The following is a 24,549-nucleotide window of genomic DNA, read 5'->3' as shown; positions in this document are numbered from 1 at the left end:
GTGTAACGGCGGACCGTACGCGGGCCCGGTAGCGTGGAATCAGGACCAAGAACCCGCACAACAATGAAGCCTGCCATCGCGGTCACGGAGGAAAGGTCCTCATGCCCCATTCCCACGAAGCGGCACCCGGCGACCCGGATTCGGAGCCGACTGATAGCGGACCGGACACGCGCGGGCCACGGCTGGCATCGGTTGTGGTGTTCGTCCACGACCACGACGCATCGGCGGACTTCTACCAAGAGCTGCTGAATATGAAGGTCACCGTACGCACCACCACCGCCGCGCTGCTCGTGGGCCGAGCCGGCTTCCAGGTGTACCTCCGCGCCGTCGGCCCCCACGCCGCCCACCCGGTCGGCCACGTCGGGGCGCAGTACGTCATCTGGACAGCGGACGGCCCTGAGGACTTCCAGCGGTGCGAGCGCGTACTCAGAGCCCGCTCCGACCACGTCTACACCCGGGAGAGTGAGGGATTCACCCTCATCGAAGGCCGGGATCCCAGCGGCCTGCCGGTCCTGGTGGCCTATCCAGGGCCCGACGAAGTAGCGCGGCTCGAGATCATCACTCGCTACTACGTGTGACACGGAGGAAGCCGAGTACCCGGCTCACGAGGAGGTCCTTCAATGGCTCGTAGTAGGAAGGTACACGTGCGCCGCGTCTACGAGGATCCGGCGCAGAGTGACGGCGTGAGAGTGCTGGTCGACCGGATCTGGCCCCGGGGGATGACCAAGGACAAGGCTCATCTCGACGAGTGGTGCAAGCAAGTCGCCCCGTCCACGCAACTGCGCAAGTGGTACAGCCACGACCCCGAGCGATTCACGGAATTCAGCCGGCGCTACCGGACCGAGCTCAAGGATCCCGAACACGCAGACGCTCTGGCGCACCTTCGCGACCTCGCCAAAGACCGGCCTCTGACGCTGCTCACCGCAACGAAGCATCCGGAGATCAGCGAAGCCGAGGTGCTTGCCGAGATGCTCCGAAGCTGAGTATCGGGATGAAGGCACCGGGGTGCACGCATCGCCCCGATGCCACTGCGCTGAGAAGTGGCTTCGTGTTCTCAGGCAGTCATGCGGAAATCAGTCGATAATGGATGTGATCGACTCCAGCGGTGATCTCGCATCTTGGAGCTGCTTATGAATGATCAGCTGCCGCAGATGAACGGTCCCCCGCCCGTGGCGGGGCTGGTCGGGGAAAGCCTCATACCCGTCACGGACGAGATCGAGTGGGCGGCCGTGTCTCCACGACAGATCACCCCGGAGGAGTGGCAGCGGTTCGAGGGCAACCTCAAGGAGATCTTCGAGGCGCTGGGCCTGGCCGTCGGGTCAGAGGCCACGGCCGACACACCCCGCCGCTTTCTGCGCGCCCTCTTCGACGCCACGAGCGGGTACGAAGGCGACGAAAAGCTGGTCACCGCCTTCGAGACCGAATGCCATGGTGGGTCGGACTGCCGGATCAGCCAGATCGTCGAAGGACCGATCCCGTTCTTCGCTCTCTGTGAGCATCACGCTTTGCCGTTCTTCGGCAAGGCGTATGTCGGGTACATCGCACACGAGCACATCCTCGGGCTCTCGAAACTGACCAGGCTGGTACGGCTGTTCGCCCGCCGCTTCTCGGTGCAAGAACGCATCGGCCACCAACTCGCCGAATCCTTGCAGCAAATCATGCTGCCGCACGGCGTCGCAGTCCATTTGGAAGCGGTGCATCTGTGTACGCAGATGCGCGGTGTACGCGAGATCGAGTCCAGCACCCGCACCACCCACTGGCGGGGTACCTACGACGAGGATCCGCAACTGCGGGGCGAATTCTTCACGTTGTGCGGCCAACGCGGCCTGGCCGGACATGGCTGAAGACAGCACCGCACACCCCGCCGACGGAACACACGCAGGTTCGTTGGACCCCTTGGACTTGCTGTACGAGGAGGCAGGGCCACCCGGCTTCGGTCTTCCTGCGGCGCTCGCCACGGCGTACGGCGGCGATCTGGGCTTCATCCCACCGTGCGTGTACGCCAACTTCGTCACCTCCCTTGACGGAGTGGTCGCCCTCGGTCCCGAATACCCTTCCTCCGGCTCGGCGATCAGCGGGCGTGAACCCGCGGACCGCTTCGTCATGGGACTGCTGCGCGCATGCGCCGACACGATCCTCATCGGAGCCGGCACGTTGCGGGCCACACCCCGCCACCTGTGGACGCCCGACCATGTCTGCCCTCAAGCCGCACCCGACTTCGCCGAGCTAAGGCGCAGCCTGGGACGCGCCACCCGACCACAACTGGTCGTCGTCACAGCGAGCGGAGATCTGCCCACTGAGCATCCAGCGCTGCAGTCGGGCGCGCTCGTGGCCACTACCCCGGTCGGCGCCAGCCGACTGGAGGGACGGCTGCCGCCGACATGCGCGATACTCACCACGGTCGAAGGATCGGCCCTCAGAATGGCCGACGTCCTCGCGGCCCTCCGCGTCCAGGGACACACCCTGGTGCTCACCGAGGGTGGACCGCGGCTCATCGGATACCTGCTCGGCGAGGGCCTGCTTGACGAGCTGTTCCTCACGGCGTCCCCAGTGCTGGCCGGCCGGGCTGACACACCCCGTCCCGGAGTCGTCTCCGGGCTCGAACTGCTGCCGAACCAGCCGGTGTGGACGGACCTGATCAGCGCCCGGCGACGGAACTCACATCTGTTCCTCCGCTACCGACTTCGGACGCCACGCGGCCGTCCAGCACTGGCCAATTGACGCAGGCCGCCGTTGTTCCGTCGAACGCCTGACTGCGGGCCGGCGATGTGGAGCCTCCTGCTCCCACCTCCGAACACCGCACGCGCCGTGCAGCCGCGACACCGGGGGCATCCGCGAACCACCCTTAATCAGCGGGTGTCGTCGAGACGGCCGCTGGCCCTCACGTGATCAACCATCGCCGTCGGCCCATCATGGCCACGAAAGTCGGCCAGGAACCCAGCGTCGGAGCACCGCAGCGCCCGAACTGCTCGGCGCACCATGGCCATCATGCTGCTTGGGCAGCTGCGACATCCCACCAGCAACGCATCCAACCCGGCCATGTCGTCGCCACACGGACCGGAGGCCCCAGGGCCGGCAGTGCGGCGAGCCGACCGAAGCCTCCGAGGACGCCGATGGAACGCGCGGTGGGCTGCAGCAGGCGCAGCTCTCGTTCCAGCCACGGTCTCGACCCGTGGTGACTGGGGGTACTGGGGGCGGCCCGTACTGGGGTTCGGGCCGTCCGACGCCGCCTTGGTCATCATCGGACTGGCGCCGGCGCATGTTCGTACGCTCCGTTCTGCGCAAGACTGGGCGAGAACTGGCTCCGCACGGCAAAACGCGCCCACCCACACCAGGAGAGATGCCGCGCGCATCTGAACATCGACCCGCATGACGACCGCGCGCGATTACACCCTCCCCTTTCACGCTCGGCCCACACAATCGCCGACCAGCAAGTGGCATTCAGGACGACCTGCAGAAAGTAAACACGGTGTGCGCCCAAGCCACACCCAAGCCGTTGACCAGGCAAAACATCAAAGTCCGGCTGGAGTACTAGCCGCGATCCGCAGGCGCGCAGCCGAGTTCCGGCTGGCGCGCATGGGTCTCACGCCTGCGAGTAGAGTGCCGATATGTCCGATAACTCTGCAGATTACGGCGTCCAGCCGCTGGGTGACCACGAATACCTGCTCCGGGTCCCAGGAGACGCGAGGGAGGCTGAGTTCCGGTTCCGGGCCAGCCCCAACGTCTTGAAGGACTTGGGCGTCGACAGCGCCGCCGAGCAATTCGTCGTCCGAGAGACGGCCGCGTTCCTGCTCGAGCATCAGCCAGTCATGGACCTTCCTCCGATGATCGATCTGGAGGATGTCGCTGCGGCCTATGACGGCTACCTCAATGAACTGCGGGAACGCCTGGCATCTTCCTGAGCGGCACGGGCGCATAGGGAGACTGCCGCACCTCGCTCGCGGCCGGCCGGGCGCACCCTGCCGCGCTGTGGCCCGCGACTGCAAGGATCCGCAGGCCTTGTGTGCTTCGCCCAGCAGCGGTGCGTGATACGGGACGGAGTGCCTTCAGGTGACCCCTACGCCTGCCAGGTCGCGTCCCGCGGGGCAGGACAGTGTCCGCCAGCGCGTCGGACTGAGCCAGCCGGCAGCAGTGCGAACCGGCTCCCCAAATGAACCCCTGCCGTAGTCCAGCAGGGGGCGGAGTATCGAGTGCCGAGCTTTGAACTCCTCAGTCTCGACACCCGCCGCCGCACCCGCTCCAGGTAAGGCGACAACCAGACTTCACCCGGATCCTCGCGGGTAACTGTCTCCCAGTATGGGTGTGACCCCTACAGCGATGGACAGCTCATGAAGCGGAACGGGCCCACGTCGCACGCACCAGCACGTGAGCTGCTCATCCCTTCCGGGTGGCAGCACAGCGGCGCACGGACGTGTCGCTCCATCCCGGCAGGCTGGTGCTGAAAAGCTCTGAGCGGGAGGACCACGGCGGGACAGACGTCAAGCAGCGGCACGTACGGACCTCACGCGCCGACGGACGAGAGGGGATGAGGTTGGCGATGCGTGCATTGACCGTGCGGCCCGGTGAGAAGGAATCCCTAGAGGTGAGGGATGTGCCCGACCCCGTCCCGGCGACCGGCGAGCTGCTGGTGCAGGGCCTGGTGGTGGGGGTGTGCGGTACGGACAGGGAGATCGCCCGAGGCGAGTACGGCTGGGCTCCTCCGGGCCGTGAGCGGCTGGTACTGGGGCATGAATCACTCGGGCGGGTGCGGCAGGCGCCACCTGGCAGCGGCTTCTCGGCCGGTGACCTTGTTGCCGGAGTGGTGCGCCGACCGGACCCTGAGCCGTGCGGGGCCTGCGCACGCGGCGAGTTCGACATGTGCCGCAACGGCCGCTACACCGAACGCGGTATCAAGGAGATCGACGGATATGGCGCGCAGGTGTGGTGCGTGGAAGCCGGCTACGCGGTGAAGCTGGAGCCGCATCTGCAGCGCGTCGGGGTCCTCATGGAACCGACCACCGTGGTGGCAAAGGCATGGGAACAGGTCGAGCGTGTCGGTGCCCGCTCGTGGTTCGAGCCGCGTCGCGCCCTGGTGACCGGTGCGGGGCCCATCGGCCTGCTGGCCGCCCTCCTGGGCACACAGCGCGGACTGGAGGTTCATGTACTCGATCGGGTGACCGAAGGGCCCAAGCCCGCTCTGGTACGGGACTTGGGTGCCGCTTTCCACGCCGAGGGCATTGAGCAGGTCATCTCCGATGTGTGCCCAGATGTCGTCATCGAAGCCACGGGCGCGAGCGAGCTCGTCTTCGCCTCATTGACGGGCACCGCGCCCTACGGGGTGGTGTGCCTGACCGGTGTGTCGCCCGCCGGCCGCAGGGTGAGCGTGGACGCGGGCGCCATCAACAGGGAGATCGTGCTGGAGAACGACGCGGTCGTGGGCTCGGTCAACGCCAACCTGCGCCACTACCGCCAGGCTGCCGACGCGCTGGCCACGGCCGACCTGTCATGGCTTGAGCGCCTGATCACCCGGCGGGTGCCGCTGGAGCGCGCGGCAGAAGCGTTCACGCCGCAGCCGGACGACGTCAAGGTCGTCATCGACCTGTAGCGGGCAAGACCCGAAGGCAGGCCCTAGCCTGGACGGATGTCTCACAACACCGCTCCACTGGTCGTGATCATGGGCGTGTCGGCCTCGGGAAAGACCACGGTGGGCCAGCTGCTGGCGCAGCGCCTCGGTGTTCCTTACGCCGAGGCGGACGACTTCCACCCGGCAGCCAATGTGGCGAAGATACGAGCCGGCCATCCGCTCGGCGACGAAGACCGCCGTCCCTGGCTGGACGAGATCGCACGGTGGCTGGCCGATCACGCGGAGGGCGGTGGAGTGGTGTCATGTTCAGCATTGAAGCGGCGCTACCGTGACCGGCTGGCCTCCGCCGCAGCGCAGGTCTTCTTTCTGCACCTCGATGGCTCGCCCGAGCTGATCGCCGCACGGATCACTGCGCGAAAGGGCCACTTCATGCCGCCTGGTCTGCTCGATTCGCAGTTTGCCGACCTCGAACCGCTGGGCGACGACGAAACGGGCGCGGCCATCCCGATCGACGGTACGCCGCAGGAGACCGCTGCCCTGGCTCATGCCGCCGTCACCTCCTGAACCGGTTGCATTGCGCAGCCCGCCCCAGCCCCGCGAACTGCCTGCCGGCCAAGGAACGGCATCTCTCGGCGACGGTTGCACTCGGGCCCTCTGACGGCGTATCAAAAGTGATCCACGTGGTGCTCTTCGTCTGAATCTGGCCTTGGTGATCAAGGCCAGGGGGAAGGGTGATCCTCGTGAGGACTGGGCAGAGATCCGTCACGAACTCGACCCTGATCAACATCATGATGGCGGGCATGGCCAACGAACACATCCTGCCCCGCGCCATGGGCCGTGTCCTGCCAAGGCGCCGTACCCCGGTCGTCGGCATCGTCTTCGTCTCGCTCCTCGCCATCGGCCTGGTCTCCACCGGAGAGATCGCCGGCCTCGGCGACACCACCGCCTTCCTGCTCCTGTGCGTCTTCACGGTCGTCAACATCGCCGTCCTCGTCCTGCACCGCGAACGCGTCGAGCACCAGCACTTCCGCACACGCGCCTGGTGCTGCCGTGATGTCATCTCCAAAGGCCGCCCTTGCCGCAGGTCACTGGCCCGCGCATAGCTGCGGGCGGGCCGCGCTAAGATCACGCCCGGCCCGCCGACGGTGGGTGGCAGAAGGGGACATGGGCTCTGTTCGCCTGGGCCGCGCCGGGGCCGAGGGGTACGCGCGGGTGGCCTGACCCCCGTGCAGGCTCCCCGGTATCAGGCGGCCCTCCGGTTCACCGCGGATTCTGGCATTCCGTCAGGCAGGGCGGGGCTGGTGCCGTTCGATGCTGGGGATCCGGACGGCCGTCTCCCTGCTATGGGGGCCTGGGCAGCGTGACAGCGGGCGAAGCCTTGTGTGCGGCGGACTGTGGCGGGGTGGCCCGTTCGAGGAAGCGCAGCAGCTCGACGGGGAAAGGCAGGACAAGGGTGGAGTTCTTCTCGGCGGCGACCGCGACCACCGTCTGCAGCAGCCTGAGCTGGAGGGCGGCGGGCTGGTCGGACATCACGGCGGCGGCTTCCGCCAGCTTCTTGGACGCCTGGAGCTCGGCATCGGCGTTGATGATCCTTGCCCGGCGTTCGCGGTCGGCCTCGGCTTGCCGCGCCATCGACCGTTTCATCGTCTCTGGGAGGGAAACGTCCTTGATCTCCACCCGGTCGATGTTCACACCCCACTCGACAGCCGGGCTGTCCATCATCAGTTCCAGGCCCTGGTTCAGCTTCTCCCGGTTGGAGAGCAACTCGTCGAGATCGCTCTTGCCGAGGATGGACCGGAGCGAGGTCTGCGCCATCTGGGAAACGGCGAACCGGTAGTCCTCGACGCGGATGATCGCGTCGACCGGGTCGACCACCTTGAAGTAGATGACGGCGTCCACCCGGACTGTGACGTTGTCGCGGGTGATGCCGTCCTGGGCGGGCACTGGCATCGTCACGATCTGCATGTTCACCTTGTGCATCCGGTCCACGCCCGGAACGACCATGGCAAACCCGGGCCCCCGGACCTGGCCGCGCAGGCGACCGAAGCGCAGCACAACGCCCCTCTCATATTGCCTGACCACCCGGGCTGCCGCTGCCACGTACAGCGCACCGGCGGCGCCCGTGAGGGCCAGTGCGGTCAGCAGCTCCTGGACCATGGCGAACCATCTCCCTGCATCCTCTCTCCTGGATATGCCCTCTTTGCCATTCTTTGACCCTTGTGCTGGGTGGAGCACTCGGAGGCCCGTCGACCGTACGAGGCAGCGGGCGGTGCATTCCGGCGAGCGGCCATCGCCGGCGCCGTGCGTGCCGCGGCGGTGTGCGCGTTGCATGCGAGGCACTGGCCGGTCCAAGGGAGCTGTTGTCGCCCATACCGGTTCGGGGCGCGGAGCCTGCCACCGCGACCGCTCACAGCGGGGGCTGCCAACGGGAGGTCCCTCCGCGTCGGTCGTGAAGATGGGTGCTGGCCCCGATGCGCCGGGCAGGGGCGCCAGGTGATGGTGGGGACCTGGAGCACCCGCTGTGGGCGGGCCCTCGCGGGGCGGGTGCTCGTGGCAGCACCTGTGAACGGAGCCGCGCCGATGACGACCCCGCCCCCGTCGCCGCCTCACCCCCGGATCTGCTGGGCAGGCCCGTCATGAGTGTCACCGCGTGGCTGGCCGTGGCGGTGTTCGGGACCGTCTACGTACTGATCGCCACGGAGAAGGTCCACCGGGTCGCCGCAGCCCTGGGCGGTGCGGTCGTCATGCTGCTCATCGGGGCGACCAGCCCCGAGCACGCCTTCTTCTCCGACGTGGCCGGCATCGACTGGAACGTCATCTTCCTGCTCCTGGGCATGATGCTGATCGTCTCCGTCCTCAAACGCACCGGCCTGTTCGAGTTCGTCGCGATCTGGGCCGCCAAACGGTCGCACGGCCGCCCCTACCGGCTCATGGTGCTCCTCATCCTCGCGACCGCGTTCCTCTCCGCGTGGCTGGACAACGTCACCACCGTCCTGCTGATCGCCCCCGTAACCATCGCGGTCTGCACCAAGCTCGGCGTCCCGGTCGTGCCCTACTTGATCGCCGAGGTGATGGCCTGCAACATCGGCGGCGCCGCCACCCTGATCGGCGACCCGCCGAACATCATGATCGGCTCCCGCGCCGGGCTCTCCTTCAACGACTTCCTGCTCCACATGGCGCCCATCGCGGCGCTGCTGGTCGTGGTGTTCGCGGTGATGGCCCGCTGGATGTTCCGCGGCGCGTTCTCCCACGACCCCAAGCGGGCCGCGCACGTCATGGCCATGCGCGAGCGGGACGCCATCACCGCCCCCCGGCTCCTGGCCGTCAGCGGCATCGTCGTCACCATCGTGATGGCCTGCTTCGTCCTGCACACCACCCTCCACCTGGAGCCGTCGGTCGTCGCGATCTCCGGTGGTCTGATCCTCCTCGCCGTCTCCCGGCTGGATGCGCGCAAGGTCGCGGCGGACGTCGAGTGGGAGACCCTGGCGTTCTTCGCGGGCCTGTTCGTGATGGTCGGCGCCATGGTCCAGACGGGGATCCTCACCGACCTCGGCCAGGCCGCTGCCCGCGTACTGGACGGCAACCTGTTCGGGGCGAGCATGGCCCTGCTCTTCGGGTCGATCGTGCCGTCCGCGGTGATCGACAACATCCCCTTCGTCGCCTCGACCAGCCCGGTCGTCTCCGAGATCGTCGCCGCCTCCGGAGGAGGCGAGCAGGCGCAGGTGTTGTGGTGGTCCTTCGCCCTCGGTGCGGACCTCGCGGGCAATGCCACGATCATCGCCTCCTCCGCCAACGTCGTCACCGTCGGCATCGCCGACCGCGCCGGACACCACATCTCCTTCTGGCAGTTCAGCCGATACGGCCTGGTCGTCACCGCCGTCACCACCGTGCTGGCCGGGGCGTACGTGTGGCTGCGCTACTTCGCACTCGCCTGACCGATGGAAAGGAGGCAAGGCCATGACCGACTACGATGACGAGCGGATCGCCGACCTCGAAGCCGCGCTGTGGCACGACGATCCCCACTTCGCCCGCGGCCTGGGCAAGGGCCGCCCCCGACGGCCCCGCGAGTACCGGCGCGGCCGGGCCTGGCTGGCCATGCTGCTGGCCCTGGCCGCCGTGGTCACCGGGGTACTGGTCCCGCACGGGCTGCTGCTGGCGGCCGGCCTGATCATGGCCGCGCTCGCGGTGAACCTCCTCGAGAGCAACCGCCTGCGCCGCCTGCGCCGGCCAAGGTCCTAGGGGTATGCCGTGACGCTGCAGCAGCTGTATCTGGTGCTGCTGGTGGGCGGTGTCGTCCTCATGGCCAGCATCGCCGCCGCCCGGGCCGCGCACCGGCTCGGCTTGCCGAGCCTGCTGCTGTTCCTCGCCGTCGGTGTGATCGCGGGCGAGGACGTGATCGGTATCGAGTTCGACGACGCGCAGCTCGCCCAGTCCCTGGGCACCGCGGGCTTGGCCGTCATCCTCGTCGAGGGCGGCCTGAGCACGCACTGGCCCGACGTCAGGCGCCGGCTGGCACCGGCCGGTGTGCTGGCCACCGCCGGGGTTGCCGTGTCCGTGGCGGTCACGGGCGCCGGGGCCCACTACCTCCTCGGCATGGACTGGCATCTGGCCCTGCTGTTGGGCGCGATCGTCTCCTCCACCGACGCCGCCGCGGTCTTCGCCGTCCTGCGCTCCCTGCCCCTGCCGCGCAAGACCACGGGGCTGCTGGAGGCGGAGTCGGGGTTCAACGACGCCCCGACCATCATCCTGGTCCTGGTCTTCTCCACCGCCGTCGCCGACCTCCCCGGCCCGGCCGCGATCCTCGGCAACGTCGTCTACCAGCTCGTCGTCGGCGGTCTGCTGGGGCTGGCCGTCGGCCGGATCGGGGTGGCCGCACTGCGGCACATCGCGCTGCCGGCCACCGGCCTCTATCCGCTGGCGACCGTCGGGTTCGGCATCATCGCCTTCGCCGCCGGCGGCTTCGTCAACGCGAGCGGCATCATCGCCGCCTACCTGGCCGGGCTGGTCCTGGGCAACTCGCACCTGCCCCACCGCGCGGCGACCCGCTCCTTCGCCGAGGGCACCGGATGGCTCGCCCAGATCGGCCTGTTCGTCATGCTCGGCCTGCTCGTCGACCCCAGCGAACTTCCCTCAGCCGTCCTGCCCGCCCTCGCAGTCGGCCTGGTTCTGCTGCTGATCGCCCGCCCCGTCTCGGTCGCCGCCTGCCTGCTGCCCTTCCGCACGCCGTGGCGGGAACAGGCCTTCATCTCCTGGGCGGGCCTGCGCGGCGCCGTGCCGATCGTCCTGGCCACGTTCCCGATCGTCGCGGCCGTCGAGGGCTCCCGGCACCTGCTCAACATCGTCTTCGTCCTCGTCGTCGTCTTCACCCTCGTCCAGGGCCCCACCCTGCCCGCCGCCGCCCGCCTCCTGCACATCGCCCGGCCGGGGGCCGTGCGGGAGATCCAGGTCGAGAGCGCGCCCCTGGACGTCCTCGACGCCGACCTGCTGACCGTCACCATCCCGCCCGGCTCACGCCTCCACGGCGTCGCCGTCTTCGAACTACGGCTCCCACCGCCCGCGGTGATCACCCTTCTCGTCCGCGGCGGCGTCACCCAGGTACCCGGCCCTGACACGGTCCTCGCCGCCGGCGATGAGCTGCTCCTGGTCACCACTTCGGCGACCCGGCAGGCGACCGAGCGCAGGCTGCGCGCTGTTGGCCGCCGGGGCAAACTCGCCCGCTGGCTCGGCGAACACGGCAGGTCCGAACCGGTCGGTGGCGGCACCGAGTGACCTAGGCGCCGTTTGACGGGCGGGAGACCTGCGCGAATCCGACCAGGGCGACACCGGCCATCAGAAGCGGCACGAAGGCCGTGAAGGGCAATGCGGGCGCCCCCGCGAGCGCCCCCGCCATGACGAGCGTTCCCACGCCCCAGACAACCGGCCGCCGCACGCTGCGGCGAAGCCACGGGAAGGCGACACGGCCGGTCACGATCGTCCAGACGCCGGCGGTCCCGACTTCCAAGGGCCATCGCGATCGTGGCCGCCTGTACAACGGTGAGCATGTGTACCTCCGTACATCAGCATGAGCGTGGGCGCGGGAATTGCGTGTTCGTGGTGAGGGCCGTCCCGCAGACGGCCTGGTCACCGATCGCGGCGAGCGGCGGCGAGCTTGCGGGCCAGGCACACGGCGGTCGCCGGCCACAGGACGATCAGCAGGGTGAGGGTGAGGGCGCTGGAGACGGGGTCGTGTTCGGTGTCCCGGCGCCAGCCCGGGTGACGTGCCAGGAGGCGGGGCAGGCGGTGGGCGAAGCCGACCGCGCCGCCGAGGTAGACGGCCAGGGCGGCGAGCAGCAGCACGGTCTCCCGGCTGGTGATCGCCGCCCAGGTGTCCTCACTCACGCGCGGCCGGCCGGATCCTGCGCCTGGTCCTTGAGGTCCTCCGGGGATCCCGGCTGGGACGGCACAGCGGCCAGGGTGACCGTTCCCGGCGGGTTGCGGCGGCTGCTCACCCATGCGGCCACGGGTTCGGTGTAGCGGGCGGTGAGCGGTCCGATCACCACGAGGATCAGGACGTACGCGGTCGCGAGCGGTCCCATCGCGGGCTCGATGCCGGCCGTGACGGCCAACCCGGCGATGACGATGGAGAACTCGCCGCGGGCCACCAGCGTGCCACCGGCGCGCCAGCGCCCCTTGACCCCGACGCCGGCGCGCTTTGCGGCCCAGTACCCAGTGGCGATCTTCGTACCCGCCGTGACCACGGCGAGCGCGAGCGCGGGCAGCAGGACGGGCGGGATGCTCGCGGGGTCGGTGTGCAGGCCGAAGAAGACGAAGAACACCGCTGCGAACAGGTCGCGCAGCGGGCTGAGCAGGGTGTGGGTGCCTTCGGCGACCTCGCCGGAGAGGGCGATGCCGACGAGGAACGCGCCGACGGCTGCGGAGACCTGGAGCTGCTGGGCGATGCCCGCCACCAGCAGGGTCAGGCCGAGGACGACGAGGAGGAGCTTCTCAGGGTCGTCACTGGAGACGAAGCGGGAGATGTGGCGCCCGAAGCGCACGGCGATGAACAGGACCGCTCCTGCGACGCCGAGGGCGATGGCCAGGGTCGCGCTGCCGGCGGCGAGACTCACGCCGGCGAGGAGGGCGGTGATGATCGGCAGGTAGACCGCCATCGCGAGGTCTTCGAGGACCAGGATGGACAGGATCACCGGGGTCTCGCGGTTGCCGACACGGCCCAGGTCTCCCATGACCTTGGCGATCACCCCGGAGGAGGAGATCCAGGTGACGCCGGCCAGGACCACGGCGGCGACCGGGCCCCAGCCCATCAAGAGTGCTGCCACGGCGCCGGGTACGGCGTTGAGGCCGAAGTCGACCAGTCCGGCCGGGTACTGGGTTTTGAGGTTGGAGACCAGATCCGAGGCCGTGTACTCCAGGCCCAGCATCAGCAGGAGCAGGATGACGCCGATCTCGGCGCCGATCGCGACGAACTCCTCGCTCGCTCCCATGGGCAGCAGTCCGCCGGTACCGAAGGCGAGGCCGGCCAGGAGGTAGAGGGGGATGGGGGAGAACTTCAGGCGTCCGGCGACCCGACCGAGCAGGCCGAGGCCGAGGATGATCGCGCCGAACTCGATCAGGAAGAGAGCGGAGTGCACAGGCGTCACTCCCGTCCGAGTATGGAGGCGGCGGCGTCGACGCCCTCGCGGGTGCCGATCACGATGAGGGTGTCCCCGCCGGCCAGGCGGAAGTCCGGCGCGGGTGAGGGGCGGGCCTCCGCGCGGCGCAGCACGGCCACGATCGAGACGCCGGTCTCGGTCCGCATCCGGGTCTCGCCCAGCACCCGGCCGTTCCAGTACGAGTGGGCGGACAGCTCGATCCGCTCGGCGACCAGGCCGAGGTCGGTGGTGTGCAGCACGTTGGGGCTGTGGTGCGCCGGCATCAGCGCGTCGATCAGCGAGGCCGTCTCCGCGCCCGTCAGATGCAGGGACTGGGCGCAGGCGTCGGGGTCATCCGCCCGGTAGAGGTTCACCGTCCGGGTGCCGTCGCGGTGCGCAACCACGGACAGGTGGCGGTGTTCGCGGGTGGTGAGGTCGTACTGGACCCCGATGCCGGGCAGTGGTGTGGTGCTCATCCGTGGAGCAGGCACAGCTGTCCCCCCTTATGTTCACTTTCGTACGTGACGCCGCTGCGGCGGACAATGGTCTCGGGCAGGAGAAGCCGCTCGGCGGGCCCATCGTGCCACTTTCCGCGCGTCCGAAATATGGGTGTCGGCACGGATAGACAGCAGCGTTCCACCGCCGTGAGGATGGGGCCGGGGAAGTGGGCTCCGTCGCAGGTCAAAGTGCCTGGATGCGGGGAGGCCGGGCGGCCGTGACGGATGCTGGGGGACCGGCTGGAAAGGCGTGTGGCCGTGTCGTTGTACTGGCGGATCTTCCTGTTGAACGCAGGTGTGCTGGCCCTCGCGGTGGCCTTGCTGCTGGGCCCGGTCACCGTTTCCACGCCGGTTCTGTTCGGGGAGGCGCTCGTGCTGCTCGGTGGGCTGGCCGCGATGCTCGTCATCAACGCGGTCCTCCTGAAGGTCGGGCTGGCCCCGCTCGCCCGCCTGAACCGGGCCATGGCCACCGCCGACCTCCTCAAACCCGACGCCCGCCCGACGGTCACCGGCGGCGGGGAGGTTGCCGCACTCACCCGGACCTTCAACGCCATGCTCGACCGGCTCGAAGCCGAGCGCGCCACCAGCAGCGGCCGGGTGCTGACCGCGCTGGAGGCCGAACGCAAGCGCATCGCCCAAGAACTCCACGACGAGATCGGCCAGACCCTCACCGCCGTCCTCCTCCAGATCAAGCACGCCGCCGACCGCGCCCCCGAGCCCGTGCGCACCGATCTGCACCAGGCCCAGGAGACGACCCGCGCCAGCCTGGACGAGATCCGCCGCATCGCCCGACGCCTGCGCCCCGGCGTCCTGGAGGAACTCGGCCTGTACAGCGCGCTGCGGTCCCTGGCCGCCGAGTTCACCACCCCGCGCCTGGGCGTCACCGCCTACATCACCCCGGGCCTGCCCCACCTGGACCCGGCCACCGAGCTCGTCCTCTACCGCGTGGCCCAGGAAGGCCTGACCAACGCCGCCCGGCACTCAGGGGCCACCCGCGTCGAGGTCCACCTGCGCCCGCTGCCCCGCGGCGGCGTCGGCCTGCTGGTCCGCGACAACGGCCACGGGCTCGGGGACGCACCCGAGGGCGCCGGCATCCGCGGGATGCGCGAACGCGCCCTGCTGATCGGTGCCGAACTCCTCGTCGGGGCCAGCCCGCACGGCGGCACCCAGGTCCGACTCGAAATCCACGACACCACGGGGGCGACAGCATGAGTCAGCCGGAGGGCGGGCCCGCCCGCATCCTGCTCGCCGACGACCACACCCTCGTCCGCCGCGGCGTACGCCTCATCCTCGACGCCGAACCCGACCTGACCGTGGTCGCCGAGGCCGCCGACGGCGCCGAAGCCGTCACCCAGGCCCGCACCCTCGACATCGACCTCGCCGTCCTCGACATCGCCATGCCCCGCCAGACCGGCCTCCAGGCCGCCCGCGAACTCGCCCGCATCCAACCCGGCCTGCGGATCCTGATGCTCACCATGTACGACAACGAGCAGTACTTCTTCGAAGCCCTGCGCGCCGGCGCCTCCGGCTACGTCCTCAAATCCGTCGCCGACCGCGACCTCGTCGAAGCCTGCCGCGCCGCGTTGCGCGACGAGCCGTTCATCTACCCCGGCGCCGAGACCACCCTCATCCGCAGCTACCTCGACCGCGCCCGCACCGGCGGCCCGATCCCGGAACGGGCCATCACCGAACGCGAGGAGGAGATCCTCAAACTCGTCGCCGAGGGCCACAGCTCCAAGGAGATCGGCGACCTCCTTGTCATCAGCCCCAAGACCGTCGAACGACACCGCGCCAACCTCCTCCAGAAACTCGGCCTGCGCGACCGCCTCGAACTCACCCGCTACGCCATCCGCGCCGGCCTGATCGAGCCCTAGCCGCAGCCGCAGTCGCCCCGGCGCGCACCGGGGATACACCCAACTCTGCAAGCCATCCGGCAGCCCGTACCCGCGCTTCGCGCCTGCGTGCTGCGGCAGCCAAGGACCTTCGAGCCGGGGAAAGCCTGTGCATCACGACGACGAGCCGGTCTTCAAACGCAGCAAGTGGGGAACCAACCACTACTACTACAACCCCCAAAACCCAGTCGGCCTCGCCCTCATCGTCATCACCCTGCTCTTCGTCGGGACGATGTTGATCCTCATGGCCAACCGGGCCGGGCCGTTCGCAGCCCCTCCCGCCCCCAAACCGTGGAACCCCCCGGCGTACGAGCACTCCTGGCCGCCCCTCTCCCCGACGGGCACGCCGGGAGTTGGTGCCCCGTGAGCGGGACACGGAACTGGCGGCGCCCGCTGGGATCATTCCTGGGGTGGTGGGCGGTCGTCACGCTCGTACTGGTGCTGTCGACCGTGGCCCTGGGCCGGCCGGTGACCCTTGTGGGATGCGGTGCGTCCGCGGTGCTCCTGATCGCGGTGGGCGAAGCGGGCAACGGGTTGAGGCAGCGCCTGCGCCACAGGACCAGGACCACGCGAGCAGGGTGACGCAGAGCGACTCGCTACCCCCTACCGATGATCGTCTGCGGTGACGATGCGCTCGCCGCCCAGGGCCGGCTGGCGCTGAACCCCGGCTCCAACACCAGCCTGGGCGCATACCCCGCCACAATCGTGAGGTACATCTCGGCCAGTGATCCGGCGTACATGCGGCGCGCCTTCTTCCCGCTCAGGCGGCCACCACATCGTTCTTGCCGAGTGCGCTGAGGTCGACGTCGGGTGGGCGTCGTAGTCGTCGATATTGGGGAGGCATGTCTGTCCCCAGCCGTCGCGGCGAGCCCGCTGACCTGCAAAGGAGCCCATGCGTTCCCAAAATGAGAGAAGGGCGTTCCTGGGGCTTGCTGGGCCGGGCCGTTGACCTGCCGCTTCGGAATTTCTGCAAGGCCCGGAGGCACACCGCGACCAGCCGCGACCGAGGAGCCGTCCAGCTCTACCAGATCACCTACCTCATCACGGGCTCTGAGCCGGACGTTCGTACGGTCGAGGCCACAGAGGTCGCGGCCGTAATCGAGCACGCCGGAGAGCTCGGCATGCAGATCCTCGTCCACCCGTGCCCTCGCCCGCCCGGGAGCCGAACACGGAAGGAAGACGCACCATGACGGACAGCCCGCCCGAGGAGAACACGGCGATGCTGGCCTCCCGCCACGTCGGACTCTCCATCCACGACCCCGGCTGTCTGCGGGCCGTCACGGCATACATGCTGGTCATCCCGGTTTGCGCGCCCATCGGACTGGCGCTCGGCGCCGTCCTGTGACACGCCACGGCGACCGGAAGCCACCCGTGGGGCCTCCTTTGGCGCTTGCCGTCTGGCGCGGTCGCTTCGTCGGTAAGTGCGCTGTTGCGGTCGTCCCAGGGCTCCATAGGAGGGCGGAGGACGGCCACCCGCCGCGCCGCGCGGGCCGTGACCTGCGCCCGGGGCGATCCGTTAGGGGATGACATGACGGCAGTGCCAGGCACCTCGGCGGGCGCCGGCGCCGGCGAGCCTGCCCGACCGGTCGGCCTTGGTTGGGCCCCGGCCGGTCCGGCAGGCATCGATCCGTCCGTACGCGAGGTGGTCGAGCAGATCGTGCGGGCGGTTCGTGACGGCAACGGCGCGGCCATCCGCACCCTGCTGGCCGATCTGGCCGCCGTCGCGGACACCGCCGTCCTGTTGTACCTGCGCGATCGGCTGTACGCGACGCAGTGACCTGCGGCCGGTGCGCCGATCACGGCCGGCCGGGCAGCGATGCGGCGGCCGGCAGCTCCTCGGCGGCGCGGGTGATGAAGCAGCGGGTGCGCTCCGGGTTCAGGGCCTGCGCCTGAAGATGGTCGAACATGGCGCTGAAGTGCCGCACGTCGGATCGTTTCTCCAGATAGAGGTCGCTGTTGAACCGCTCCAGATACACGGTCCCCGCCCCGGGAGCGTCTGGGAAGTCGAGGATGGAGAACTGTCCCGAGACGCCGGGGTGGGCTCCCGCGCTGTGCGGGACGACCTGCACGGTGACGTGCGGCTGCGCGCCAAGGCGATTCAGGAACTCCAGCTGTTCGCGTATGATCTGCGGGCAGCCGACCACGCGGCGCAGTGCGGATTCATCCAGCACCACCCATAAGCGCAAGCACCGGGCCGGGTGGTGGGCCCGGGACTGACGGCGCAGCCGTACCTCACGGCGCACGGCGATCTGTTCAGGGGTGGCCAGAGGGATCGTTCCGCGATGACCGCGGCCGCGTAGGCGGGCGTTTGCAGCAGGCCGGGGACCACCAGGGGCTCGTATGAGCGGACAGAAGCGGCTGCCGTCTCCAAGCCGATGTAGACGGCGTACGGTACCTCGCCCAGGCGACCCACCAGCCCTGCCGGTCCGCTTCCGCGGCCATCTGCATCAACGAGTGGATGAGCTGTGGGTCCGTCACTTGGTAGAGGGCGCACAGGTCCCGCACGTCACGGGGCTTGATGGCGCGGCGGCCGTTCTCCAGGTGGCTGATCTTGGGCTGAGAGATCAATAGGCGTTCGGCCACCTGGGTACTGGTCAGGCCACGGGCCAGGCGGAGCCGGCGCAGCTCCGCGCCCAGCCGGCGTCGTCGTACGGTCGGGTTTCCGTTCGCCGCCACGGGCGGTCTACCTCCGGCTCGGGACTGTCCACCAGCCACGGGAGTTGCCCGTGGCCGGGCCCGTGCGAACGTATGCGCCGTGCAGTGATGATCAACGGGCCCCGCTGGCGAGTGTCATCTCGTGTGAACGCAGTCGCGTGCAGAGCCAGGGCAGGTTTCACCCAGATGCCACGACCTTTCACCTATCTGCCGGAAATGCTCGCTTACCTGCTAAGTCCCGGGTGTGGGGGGCCAGGGCTCGGGCGGCCGTGTGGCTCACGCGCGGGAGAACAGGTCGGCGGCGGCGATTGGTGTGCACAGAGCCTTGGCGAGCAACTGTTTGTCGGCCTCACCGCCGAGCCGGGCGCCGATCTGCGCAGGCCACCGACGAGGCTCAAGGACATGCTCACCACCGCGACATCGTGGTGAAGCTCCTGGGAGCTGGCAAGGACCCTGCTCAGGCAGGGCAGGAGACGGTGGTGGAACTGACCTCTGAACAGACAAACTTGACAGGGAAGACCAGGACGTCGCGGGCGTCCTCGCGGGGGAGGACGGCGCCGACGATCATGCCAGGGGCACGGTCGTGGGGTCCGGGGAGGTCCTTGGCGCAGGCGATGGTGGCGGTGACGCGGCCGTCGAGGAGGTGCTCGTCGGCGCGGCGCGTGAAGGCTCCTTCTGCGTCAACTCTGGACGTGTTGTCTGAGCGATTCAGCGAGGCTGATGAGGATCCACTGGTGGAGAGGCAGAATTCCGAACCCGCGGTATTCCTCTTCTGAGCTGCGTGGGGCGGGCGGGGCGTGACAGGCGTGCGAACCAGATGCCCCCACCCCGGTGCTTCGGGCCATGCACAAGAACCACCACCTGCTCGGCCGCTCAGCTGCGCTGCTTCCGTGCTGAGCGAGGGCCTGCGCCTCCTGCGCGACTCTGGCTGGCGGGCGCTTCGGTCGCATGTGCAGGCTCAGTAAGCTAAGGGACGTAGCGCGTCCGGCGACCGCGCAGCATGCAGGGGTGGTACCGCGTAGCCGGGACCGCCGAGGACGCCGCGCGCGGTACGCGTACGGGGCGGGCCCACACAGCTGCGCTGGCAGACCCAAGGCGTGTCGACTGTCGCGGGCCAGCACAGGCCGATTGCCCTCGAAGTCGACTCCCCCTCAAGCTATCGATATCGCAGTCACGACGCCAGATTTCAACGAAATCAGTTCACATGGCCAGAAAGTCAACGGAAACCATTGCAGGCAGGAAGGGAGCAATCCGTGAGTCGGTGAGCCGCCCAGTCTTGTGGGGCTCCGGGTCGGCGCGCACAATGCATGGCGGATTCCCGCGCAGCGAGTAGCGGATATCCCGCCGATGCCGACCCGCATAAGGCGGTCGAGTTGCGTTCCACGGTCGGTACCGGCCCGGCCGGCCACGTCGCCTTGTAGTTGTCGTCCGGGCTGCGGCGCGCCGTCAGGGAGCAGTCCACCTACTGCCGTCCGGTCGCGGCGGCTGCGGGGCAGAGGCATTATGGCTGTGTGACCGGGAGAGAGGCGTGACCTGGAAATCTGGACGACGGTGGGCAAGCTCCGTTCCAACTGGGCGTCTGTCGTACCCACATAGAGGTGGGCGTGCGACGCCGCCACACGCTCGGGTTCCAACCGCCGGCCAGGCCCGACAAGCCGGGGACGGGCTGGTAGCAGTCGGCGCCAGGGGTACGTCGCCGGGCGCCCGCCCGCACGGGGAGCAGCCCGTGGGCGACACGCCCGCTATGGCCCCGAGCGAGGCCGGTGAGGTCACGGGCCCCGATGGCCTCGCCCCACTGCTCGCCGTCGGCCAGCGCAGTGAGGGGGCGTCGTGAGCGAGATTCCCGGTTTCGGTGAACGGCAGGGCCCCCTCGATATGTCCCGGGCGGCCACGGCCGTGCTCGACGGCGCGGGCCGGGTGGGCGGCTGGAGCCCGGCGGCCGCGGAGCTGCTCGGGTACGGGGCGTCCGAGGTTCTCGGCCGGAAGTTCGCCGACCTCGTGACCGACGCCGCGGCGCCGGAATTCTCGCCAGGCATGCGGCACGTGATCCGGCTGCGTCACCGGGACGGGCACAGCGAGCGGGCGGCGGTGGTCGTCCTCGCCCTGTCGCTCGGTGGCGAGAAGCCGGACGGTGACGGCGGCAGTAGTCTCAGCGGTGTCGTCGGGACGCGACCGGCGCGCCTGCTCGCCATGGCCGAGGCCGGCGAGACCGAGCAGTGGAACGCCCTGCAGTCGATGCTGCGTGGGCTGGCCACCCGGTCGCCCATCGGCCTGGCCATCTACGACACCCGGCTCCGCGTGGTGTGGACGAACGCCGCTCTCTACGAGGAGATGGGGCCCGCCGACTACGCCGGCTTCGGCCCGGACGACATGGTCACGCACGGCGTGATCGTCTCCCCCGGCATGCCCGACACGCTGGAGGAGGTCATCGGCGAGGTGCTCACGACCGGTCAGCCCGTGATCGAGCTGTACTACCGGGGCCGCCCACCATCCACGCCAGACCGCGACCGGATCTGGTCATGCTCATACTACCGGCTGGAGGACCCGGCAGGATCACCGCTGGGCGTATGCGAGGAGACGGTCGACATCACCGAGCGCTACCTCGCCCAACAGCGCCTAGACCTCCTGGTCCGGGCCGGCCGGAGTGTGGGTACGACGCTTGACACGAGGCGCACGGCCCGCGAGTTCGCCGCCGTGACGACCCCGTGGTTCGCCGATGCAGTCACGGTAGACCTGTTGGAGACGGTCCTCCACAGCGACCGGTCACGCCCCGGTGCCGTGCCCGAAATCCGGATGGTGCGGCTATGGCCCCACGAGGAGCCCCCAGCCGTCTCCACCATCACCGCCGATGACTGCCCGGCCACGGTACGGCCCGTTCATGAACCGGGCCTGCTGACCGTACCGCTCCGCACCGAAGGAACCGACCTCGGCATCGTGTCCTTCGTCTGGGAACACCGCACCGACCCTCTCGATGAGGGGGAATTGGCCGTGGCCAGCGAACTCGTCGCGCGGTTGTCAGTCTGCATAGACAATGCCCGCCGGTATGCCCGCGAGCACGCCGCCGCCCTCGTGCTGCAGCGCAGCCTGCTGCCTAGGCTGCTTCCGCAGCTGTCCGCGGTGGAGCTCGCGTACCGCTATCTGCCTGCCGACAGCCGCGCGGGTGTGGGCGGCGACTGGTTCGACGTGATCCCCCTGTCCGGAACCCGGGTGGGACTGGTCGTGGGGGACGTGGTCGGGCACGGTCTGAGCGCCGCCGCCACCATGGGCCGGCTGCGCACCAGCGTGCGAGTGCTGGCCCGGATGGACCTCGCCCCCGATGAACTCCTCGCCCGCCTCGACGACCTCGTCACCCAGGGCGGCAACGAACGGGCCGCGGTGCGCATCGAGGGCGAGGAACTCCCGGAAGACGAGGCCCTCGGGGTCACCTGCCTCTACGCCGTGTACGACCCGGTGTCCGGAACGTGCACGATGGCGCGGGCCGGGCACCCGCTGCCTGCCGTCGTCGACCCGGACGATGGCACGGTGACCTTTCCCGAGCTGCCGTCGGCTCCGCCGCTGGGGCTGGGCGGCCTGCCCTTCGAGTCTGCGGAACTGGCCATTCCACCAGGCGGTCTGCTCGCCCTGTTCACCGACGGCCTCGTGCAAGGTCGTGACCGCGATGTCGACGAGCAACTTGCTGCCCTGAGTGCGGTCCTGAGCCACTCGACGGGGACCCTGGACGACCTGTGTGACGAGGTGGTCGGGACTCTGCTGCCCGGCCCGGCAGAAGATGACGCGGCGCTGCTCTTGGTCCGCACCCGTCTCCTCGGCCAGCAACAGGTAGCCGTCTGGGAGCTGACCGCAGACCGTCAGGCCGCCGGCCGGGCCCGGGCTGGGGCATCTGACCAGGTCCGCGCCTGGGGACTCGACGACCTGGTCTTCACGACCGAACTCGTGGTCAGCGAACTGGTCACTAACGCCATTCGCTATGCCGGGGCCGGCCCCATCCAGCTGCGTCTCATCCGCGACAAGACACTCATCTGCGAGGTGTCCGACAGCGGCCACACTTCCCCGCACATGCGGCACGCCGCCGGTGACGACGAGGGCGGCCGGGGCCTGTTCATCGTGGCGCAAATAACCCAACAGTGGGGCACCCGCTACACGGCCACGGGAAAAATCATCTGGGCCGAGCAGGCGATGCCTTCGGTGAGGCGGCCGACTGCCTTCCCCTCGTAGCGAGGAGTCGTGCCCGGCCCGTGACGGACCATCCACCAGCACAAGGTCTCGTACGACCAGCCGTGCTGATAGGGATCCCGTCCCTTCTCAGCCGCGGCACGAGCCCCACGGAACTGCGACCAGGCTTCCTGGATCTCCGCCCGGCACACCTCGTGCAGACTTTTCCAGATCGACTCGTCGTACGGCAGCAGCGGCTTGGCGTCCCGCCTGTGCCTCGGGTTGTACGCCCGCCCGCCCAACAGCTCACGTACCTCCGGACGCAGCGTGTGCGCCTCCTGGTCGTAGGCGGCCAGCATCCGACGGATCCTCGACTCCTGAGCGGCTCCCGTGACCCACAACTGCTCCACAAGGGCGGGTCTGGTGAGATCTGCCGCGCCACCGACGTGCCCTCGCCGCCGCGAACATACGAATCGCCCGCACACTCCGCTTCGACACCGAGATCCGCCGCATCGTCTGCACCACCAACGCGATCTGGGTGTTGTACTGCCGCTACCGGTCAGGGAGTAGCTACCCTGGGCGGCGCTCAAAGCGGTCCGCTCTGACTCTGAACGCGATTGGCGCCCGATGGGTTGCCCTGGATTCGAAGTGTCGGGCGGTTCCGTGAGCGCGGGCCTCGAGTGCCTGGCTTGAAGAGAGCCTGTCCGACTCAACCCAGATCTGCCGGCAGCACGAGGCCCGCGTTCCCACGGTAGCCGGTTCCCGGGAGGGGCAGTGGAGTTGGAAGTACGGCATGGTGTGGGCGGGATAGACCCCCACAAGCACAGCGCAACGTTGGCGGTCGTCGACAGCCACGGGCACCTGGTCGATGTGGTCTCCGTCCCGGTGACCACGGCGGGGATCAACGACCTTTTGGAGTTCCTTACCGACACTGAGCTGGTCATCGATCGCATCGGTGTCGAGGGATCTGCCGCGCTGGGCCAACCAGTGGCCGTGGCACTCTCCGCGGCTGGATACGACGTGCGCGAGGTGCAGCCGAACCGTACGGCCGAACGCCGTAGGCGCCGACGCCGCGCGAAAACCGACATCGAGGACGCCGAGGCGATCGCGCGCGAGACCCTGGCCGATCCCCAGTTGCCGCCCGCCGGGAAGCACGCGGCCCCCGAGGCGGCCTGGGAAGAGCTCACTGCAGTGCATGACTGGCGCAAGTCACTGATCTTGCAGCGCGTGCGGCAGCTTACTGAAGCAGAAGCGGTCCTGGTCTCGCTCCCCCTGAGCCTGCGGTCGCAGCTTCCCTCAACCAGCCGGGTTCTGCCACAGCTCGAAATGCTCGAGACTTCCGCCGGCCAGTGGGACGGGCTGGCCGCCGTTGACCAGGTGCGGCTGGATCGTCTGCAGGCGGCCCTGGACGACATCCGCCAGCTGACCTGCAGGATCAAGGCCCTGGACAAGAGGATCCCGCCCCTGCTGGAGCGGCTCGGCTGTACTCTCACCGAGCTCTGCGGCATAGGAGCAGTCACCGCTATGGACCTGCTGGTCGAGGTCGGAGATCCCGGCCGGTTCACCACCGAGGCGCAGTTCGCCCGCTGGTGCGGGTCGGCCCCCATCGCTCTTTCGTCCGGAGAGGGCCACGGGCCGGTGCGGCGGCATCGCCTCGACGTGGGCGGCAACCGGAACGTGAACTCGATTCTTCACATCGTGCACGTCACGCAGGTCAGATGCCACGAGCCGGCACGTTCCTACGTCGCGAGGAAGATCGCGGAGAACAAGACGAAACGCGAAGCCCGCCGAGCCCACAAGCGTCAGCTCGCCAACGTCATCATCCGCCACATGTGGAGAGACGACGCTCGCCGCCGCACCTGGCCAAGCCCTCTCCCCGCAACCGGTTGACAAGAGAGCTTCGAGTCCGTGAACGCGAGGATCCGCCGGGCGGTCAAGGCCCGCGGACACTTCCCCAACGAGACCGCCGCCCTGAAGTGCGTCTACATGGCCATCATGTCGCTCGACCCCATCGGCCGTGGTCAGGCCCGCTGGACCATGCGCTGGAAGACCGCCCTGAACGCCTTCGACATCACCTTCGATGGCCGCCTCTCCGCAGCCCGTCAGTAATCCCAACCGCCCGCGCTACACCGTTCGATTGGCTCTGGCCCGTAGTCGGTGGT

The 24,549-nt window shown here is 69.0% G+C and carries 23 protein-coding genes and 3 pseudogenes; 19 read left to right on the top strand and 7 right to left on the bottom strand.

The genetic code is table 11. The features are described 5' to 3' along the window. The first annotated feature begins 101 nt into the window (after positions 1 to 101). From Sspor_RS07525 to Sspor_RS07490, 8 genes and pseudogenes are all read left to right on the top strand, one after another. Entirely contained in the window at positions 102 to 578 is a 477-nt protein-coding gene (locus Sspor_RS07525) for a VOC family protein (RefSeq protein ID WP_237403728.1), read from the top strand. Between the two features lie 42 nt (positions 579 to 620). Beyond that, the gene (locus Sspor_RS07520; RefSeq protein ID WP_202198335.1) at positions 621 to 983 is read left to right on the top strand and encodes a DUF488 domain-containing protein; all 363 of its coding nucleotides are present in this window, start codon (positions 621 to 623) and stop codon (positions 981 to 983) included. Between the two features lie 147 nt (positions 984 to 1,130). After that, a complete protein-coding gene (gene folE, locus Sspor_RS07515; protein WP_202198334.1) occupies positions 1,131 to 1,844 on the top strand; it encodes a GTP cyclohydrolase I in 714 nt (237 codons plus the stop codon). Positions 1,845 to 1,896: 52 nt separating this feature from the next. Next, positions 1,897 to 2,721: a dihydrofolate reductase family protein gene (locus Sspor_RS07510; protein WP_202198333.1), complete on the top strand. Its 825-nt coding sequence runs from the start codon at positions 1,897 to 1,899 to the stop codon at positions 2,719 to 2,721. An 887-nt stretch (positions 2,722 to 3,608) separates the two neighbouring features. After that, positions 3,609 to 3,902: a hypothetical protein gene (locus Sspor_RS07505; RefSeq protein WP_033215607.1), complete on the top strand. Its 294-nt coding sequence runs from the start codon at positions 3,609 to 3,611 to the stop codon at positions 3,900 to 3,902. Between the two features lie 635 nt (positions 3,903 to 4,537). Continuing rightward, complete coding sequence (locus tag Sspor_RS07500) at positions 4,538 to 5,584, top strand: glucose 1-dehydrogenase (protein ID WP_033215834.1); 1,047 nt, start codon at positions 4,538 to 4,540, stop codon at positions 5,582 to 5,584. 36 nt (positions 5,585 to 5,620) lie between these two features. Further along, complete coding sequence (locus Sspor_RS07495; protein ID WP_033215608.1) at positions 5,621 to 6,127, top strand: gluconokinase; 507 nt, start codon at positions 5,621 to 5,623, stop codon at positions 6,125 to 6,127. A gap of 194 nt (positions 6,128 to 6,321) precedes the next feature. Then, positions 6,322 to 6,597 (top strand): annotated as a pseudogene (locus Sspor_RS07490) (amino acid permease); the annotation flags it as partial. A gap of 307 nt (positions 6,598 to 6,904) precedes the next feature. On the opposite strand, the gene Sspor_RS07485 reads toward Sspor_RS07490, so the two are convergent. Then, on the bottom strand, positions 6,905 to 7,720 hold the full coding sequence (locus Sspor_RS07485; protein ID WP_051762643.1) for a slipin family protein: 816 nt from the start codon (positions 7,718 to 7,720) through the stop codon (positions 6,905 to 6,907). 479 nt (positions 7,721 to 8,199) lie between these two features. Between Sspor_RS07485 and Sspor_RS07480 the strand changes: the two genes are divergently transcribed. Genes Sspor_RS07480 through Sspor_RS07470 form a run of 3 tightly spaced genes read left to right on the top strand, consistent with a single transcriptional unit; the run spans position 8,200 to position 11,332 of the window. Next, entirely contained in the window at positions 8,200 to 9,498 is a 1,299-nt protein-coding gene (locus Sspor_RS07480; protein WP_202198332.1) for an ArsB/NhaD family transporter, read from the top strand. A 22-nt stretch (positions 9,499 to 9,520) separates the two neighbouring features. After that, a complete protein-coding gene (locus tag Sspor_RS07475; protein ID WP_202198331.1) occupies positions 9,521 to 9,802 on the top strand; it encodes a DUF3040 domain-containing protein in 282 nt (93 codons plus the stop codon). Between the two features lie 9 nt (positions 9,803 to 9,811). Next, on the top strand, positions 9,812 to 11,332 hold the full coding sequence (locus tag Sspor_RS07470; protein ID WP_202198330.1) for a potassium/proton antiporter: 1,521 nt from the start codon (positions 9,812 to 9,814) through the stop codon (positions 11,330 to 11,332). A 351-nt stretch (positions 11,333 to 11,683) separates the two neighbouring features. Here Sspor_RS07470 and Sspor_RS07465 read toward each other — a convergent pair whose 3' ends face one another. From Sspor_RS07465 to Sspor_RS07455, 3 genes are read right to left on the bottom strand one after another with little or no spacing between them, the layout of a single operon-like run. Beyond that, entirely contained in the window at positions 11,684 to 11,941 is a 258-nt protein-coding gene (locus tag Sspor_RS07465) for a hypothetical protein (protein ID WP_033215619.1), read from the bottom strand. Next, entirely contained in the window at positions 11,938 to 13,191 is a 1,254-nt protein-coding gene (locus Sspor_RS07460) for a cation:proton antiporter (protein WP_033215621.1), read from the bottom strand. Before Sspor_RS07460 ends, Sspor_RS07465 begins: the two co-directional genes overlap by 4 nt. A gap of 5 nt (positions 13,192 to 13,196) precedes the next feature. Beyond that, entirely contained in the window at positions 13,197 to 13,667 is a 471-nt protein-coding gene (locus Sspor_RS07455) for a cation:proton antiporter regulatory subunit (RefSeq protein WP_033215624.1), read from the bottom strand. A gap of 279 nt (positions 13,668 to 13,946) precedes the next feature. Between Sspor_RS07455 and Sspor_RS07450 the strand changes: the two genes are divergently transcribed. From Sspor_RS07450 to Sspor_RS07430, 5 genes are all read left to right on the top strand, one after another. Next, positions 13,947 to 14,900, top strand: a complete 954-nt coding sequence (locus tag Sspor_RS07450) for a HAMP domain-containing sensor histidine kinase (protein WP_033215838.1) — start codon at positions 13,947 to 13,949, stop codon at positions 14,898 to 14,900. Next, a complete protein-coding gene (locus tag Sspor_RS07445; RefSeq protein WP_033215626.1) occupies positions 14,897 to 15,562 on the top strand; it encodes a response regulator transcription factor in 666 nt (221 codons plus the stop codon). Before Sspor_RS07450 ends, Sspor_RS07445 begins: the two co-directional genes overlap by 4 nt. A gap of 127 nt (positions 15,563 to 15,689) precedes the next feature. Beyond that, positions 15,690 to 15,947, top strand: coding sequence for a hypothetical protein (locus Sspor_RS07440; protein ID WP_033215628.1), 258 nt, complete (start codon positions 15,690 to 15,692; stop codon positions 15,945 to 15,947). Between the two features lie 819 nt (positions 15,948 to 16,766). Further along, entirely contained in the window at positions 16,767 to 16,925 is a 159-nt protein-coding gene (locus Sspor_RS07435; protein WP_158711736.1) for a hypothetical protein, read from the top strand. A gap of 183 nt (positions 16,926 to 17,108) precedes the next feature. Continuing rightward, the gene (locus tag Sspor_RS07430) at positions 17,109 to 17,357 is read left to right on the top strand and encodes a hypothetical protein (protein WP_158711737.1); all 249 of its coding nucleotides are present in this window, start codon (positions 17,109 to 17,111) and stop codon (positions 17,355 to 17,357) included. 19 nt (positions 17,358 to 17,376) lie between these two features. On the opposite strand, the pseudogene Sspor_RS07425 reads toward Sspor_RS07430, so the two are convergent. Then, positions 17,377 to 18,256 (bottom strand): annotated as a pseudogene (locus Sspor_RS07425) (helix-turn-helix domain-containing protein). 436 nt (positions 18,257 to 18,692) lie between these two features. Beyond that, positions 18,693 to 18,947: a hypothetical protein gene (locus Sspor_RS41515; protein ID WP_373318895.1), complete on the bottom strand. Its 255-nt coding sequence runs from the start codon at positions 18,945 to 18,947 to the stop codon at positions 18,693 to 18,695. A gap of 1,118 nt (positions 18,948 to 20,065) precedes the next feature. Here Sspor_RS41515 and Sspor_RS07415 point away from each other — a divergent pair. Next, positions 20,066 to 22,450: a SpoIIE family protein phosphatase gene (locus Sspor_RS07415; RefSeq protein WP_308445531.1), complete on the top strand. Its 2,385-nt coding sequence runs from the start codon at positions 20,066 to 20,068 to the stop codon at positions 22,448 to 22,450. Here the strand turns inward: Sspor_RS07415 and Sspor_RS07410 are convergent. Next, the gene (locus Sspor_RS07410) at positions 22,372 to 22,746 is read right to left on the bottom strand and encodes a hypothetical protein (protein WP_202198329.1); all 375 of its coding nucleotides are present in this window, start codon (positions 22,744 to 22,746) and stop codon (positions 22,372 to 22,374) included. The genes Sspor_RS07415 and Sspor_RS07410 overlap by 79 nt on opposite strands. Before the next feature lie 415 nt (positions 22,747 to 23,161). Here Sspor_RS07410 and Sspor_RS07405 point away from each other — a divergent pair, with 415 nt between their 5' ends. Continuing rightward, positions 23,162 to 24,277 (top strand): IS110 family RNA-guided transposase, encoded by a 1,116-nt coding sequence (locus Sspor_RS07405; protein ID WP_202198328.1) that lies wholly within the window; start codon positions 23,162 to 23,164, stop codon positions 24,275 to 24,277. Positions 24,278 to 24,283: 6 nt separating this feature from the next. After that, positions 24,284 to 24,496: pseudogene (locus tag Sspor_RS07400) on the top strand (transposase); the annotation flags it as partial. Between the last annotated feature and the right edge of the window lie 53 nt (positions 24,497 to 24,549).

Origin of the sequence: Streptomyces spororaveus (assembly GCF_016755875.1) — a bacterium.
Lineage (GTDB): Bacteria > Actinomycetota > Actinomycetes > Streptomycetales > Streptomycetaceae > Streptomyces > Streptomyces spororaveus.
Note: the sequence above shows the minus strand (reverse complement) of the source record. Positions and strands in the feature narration are given on the sequence as shown.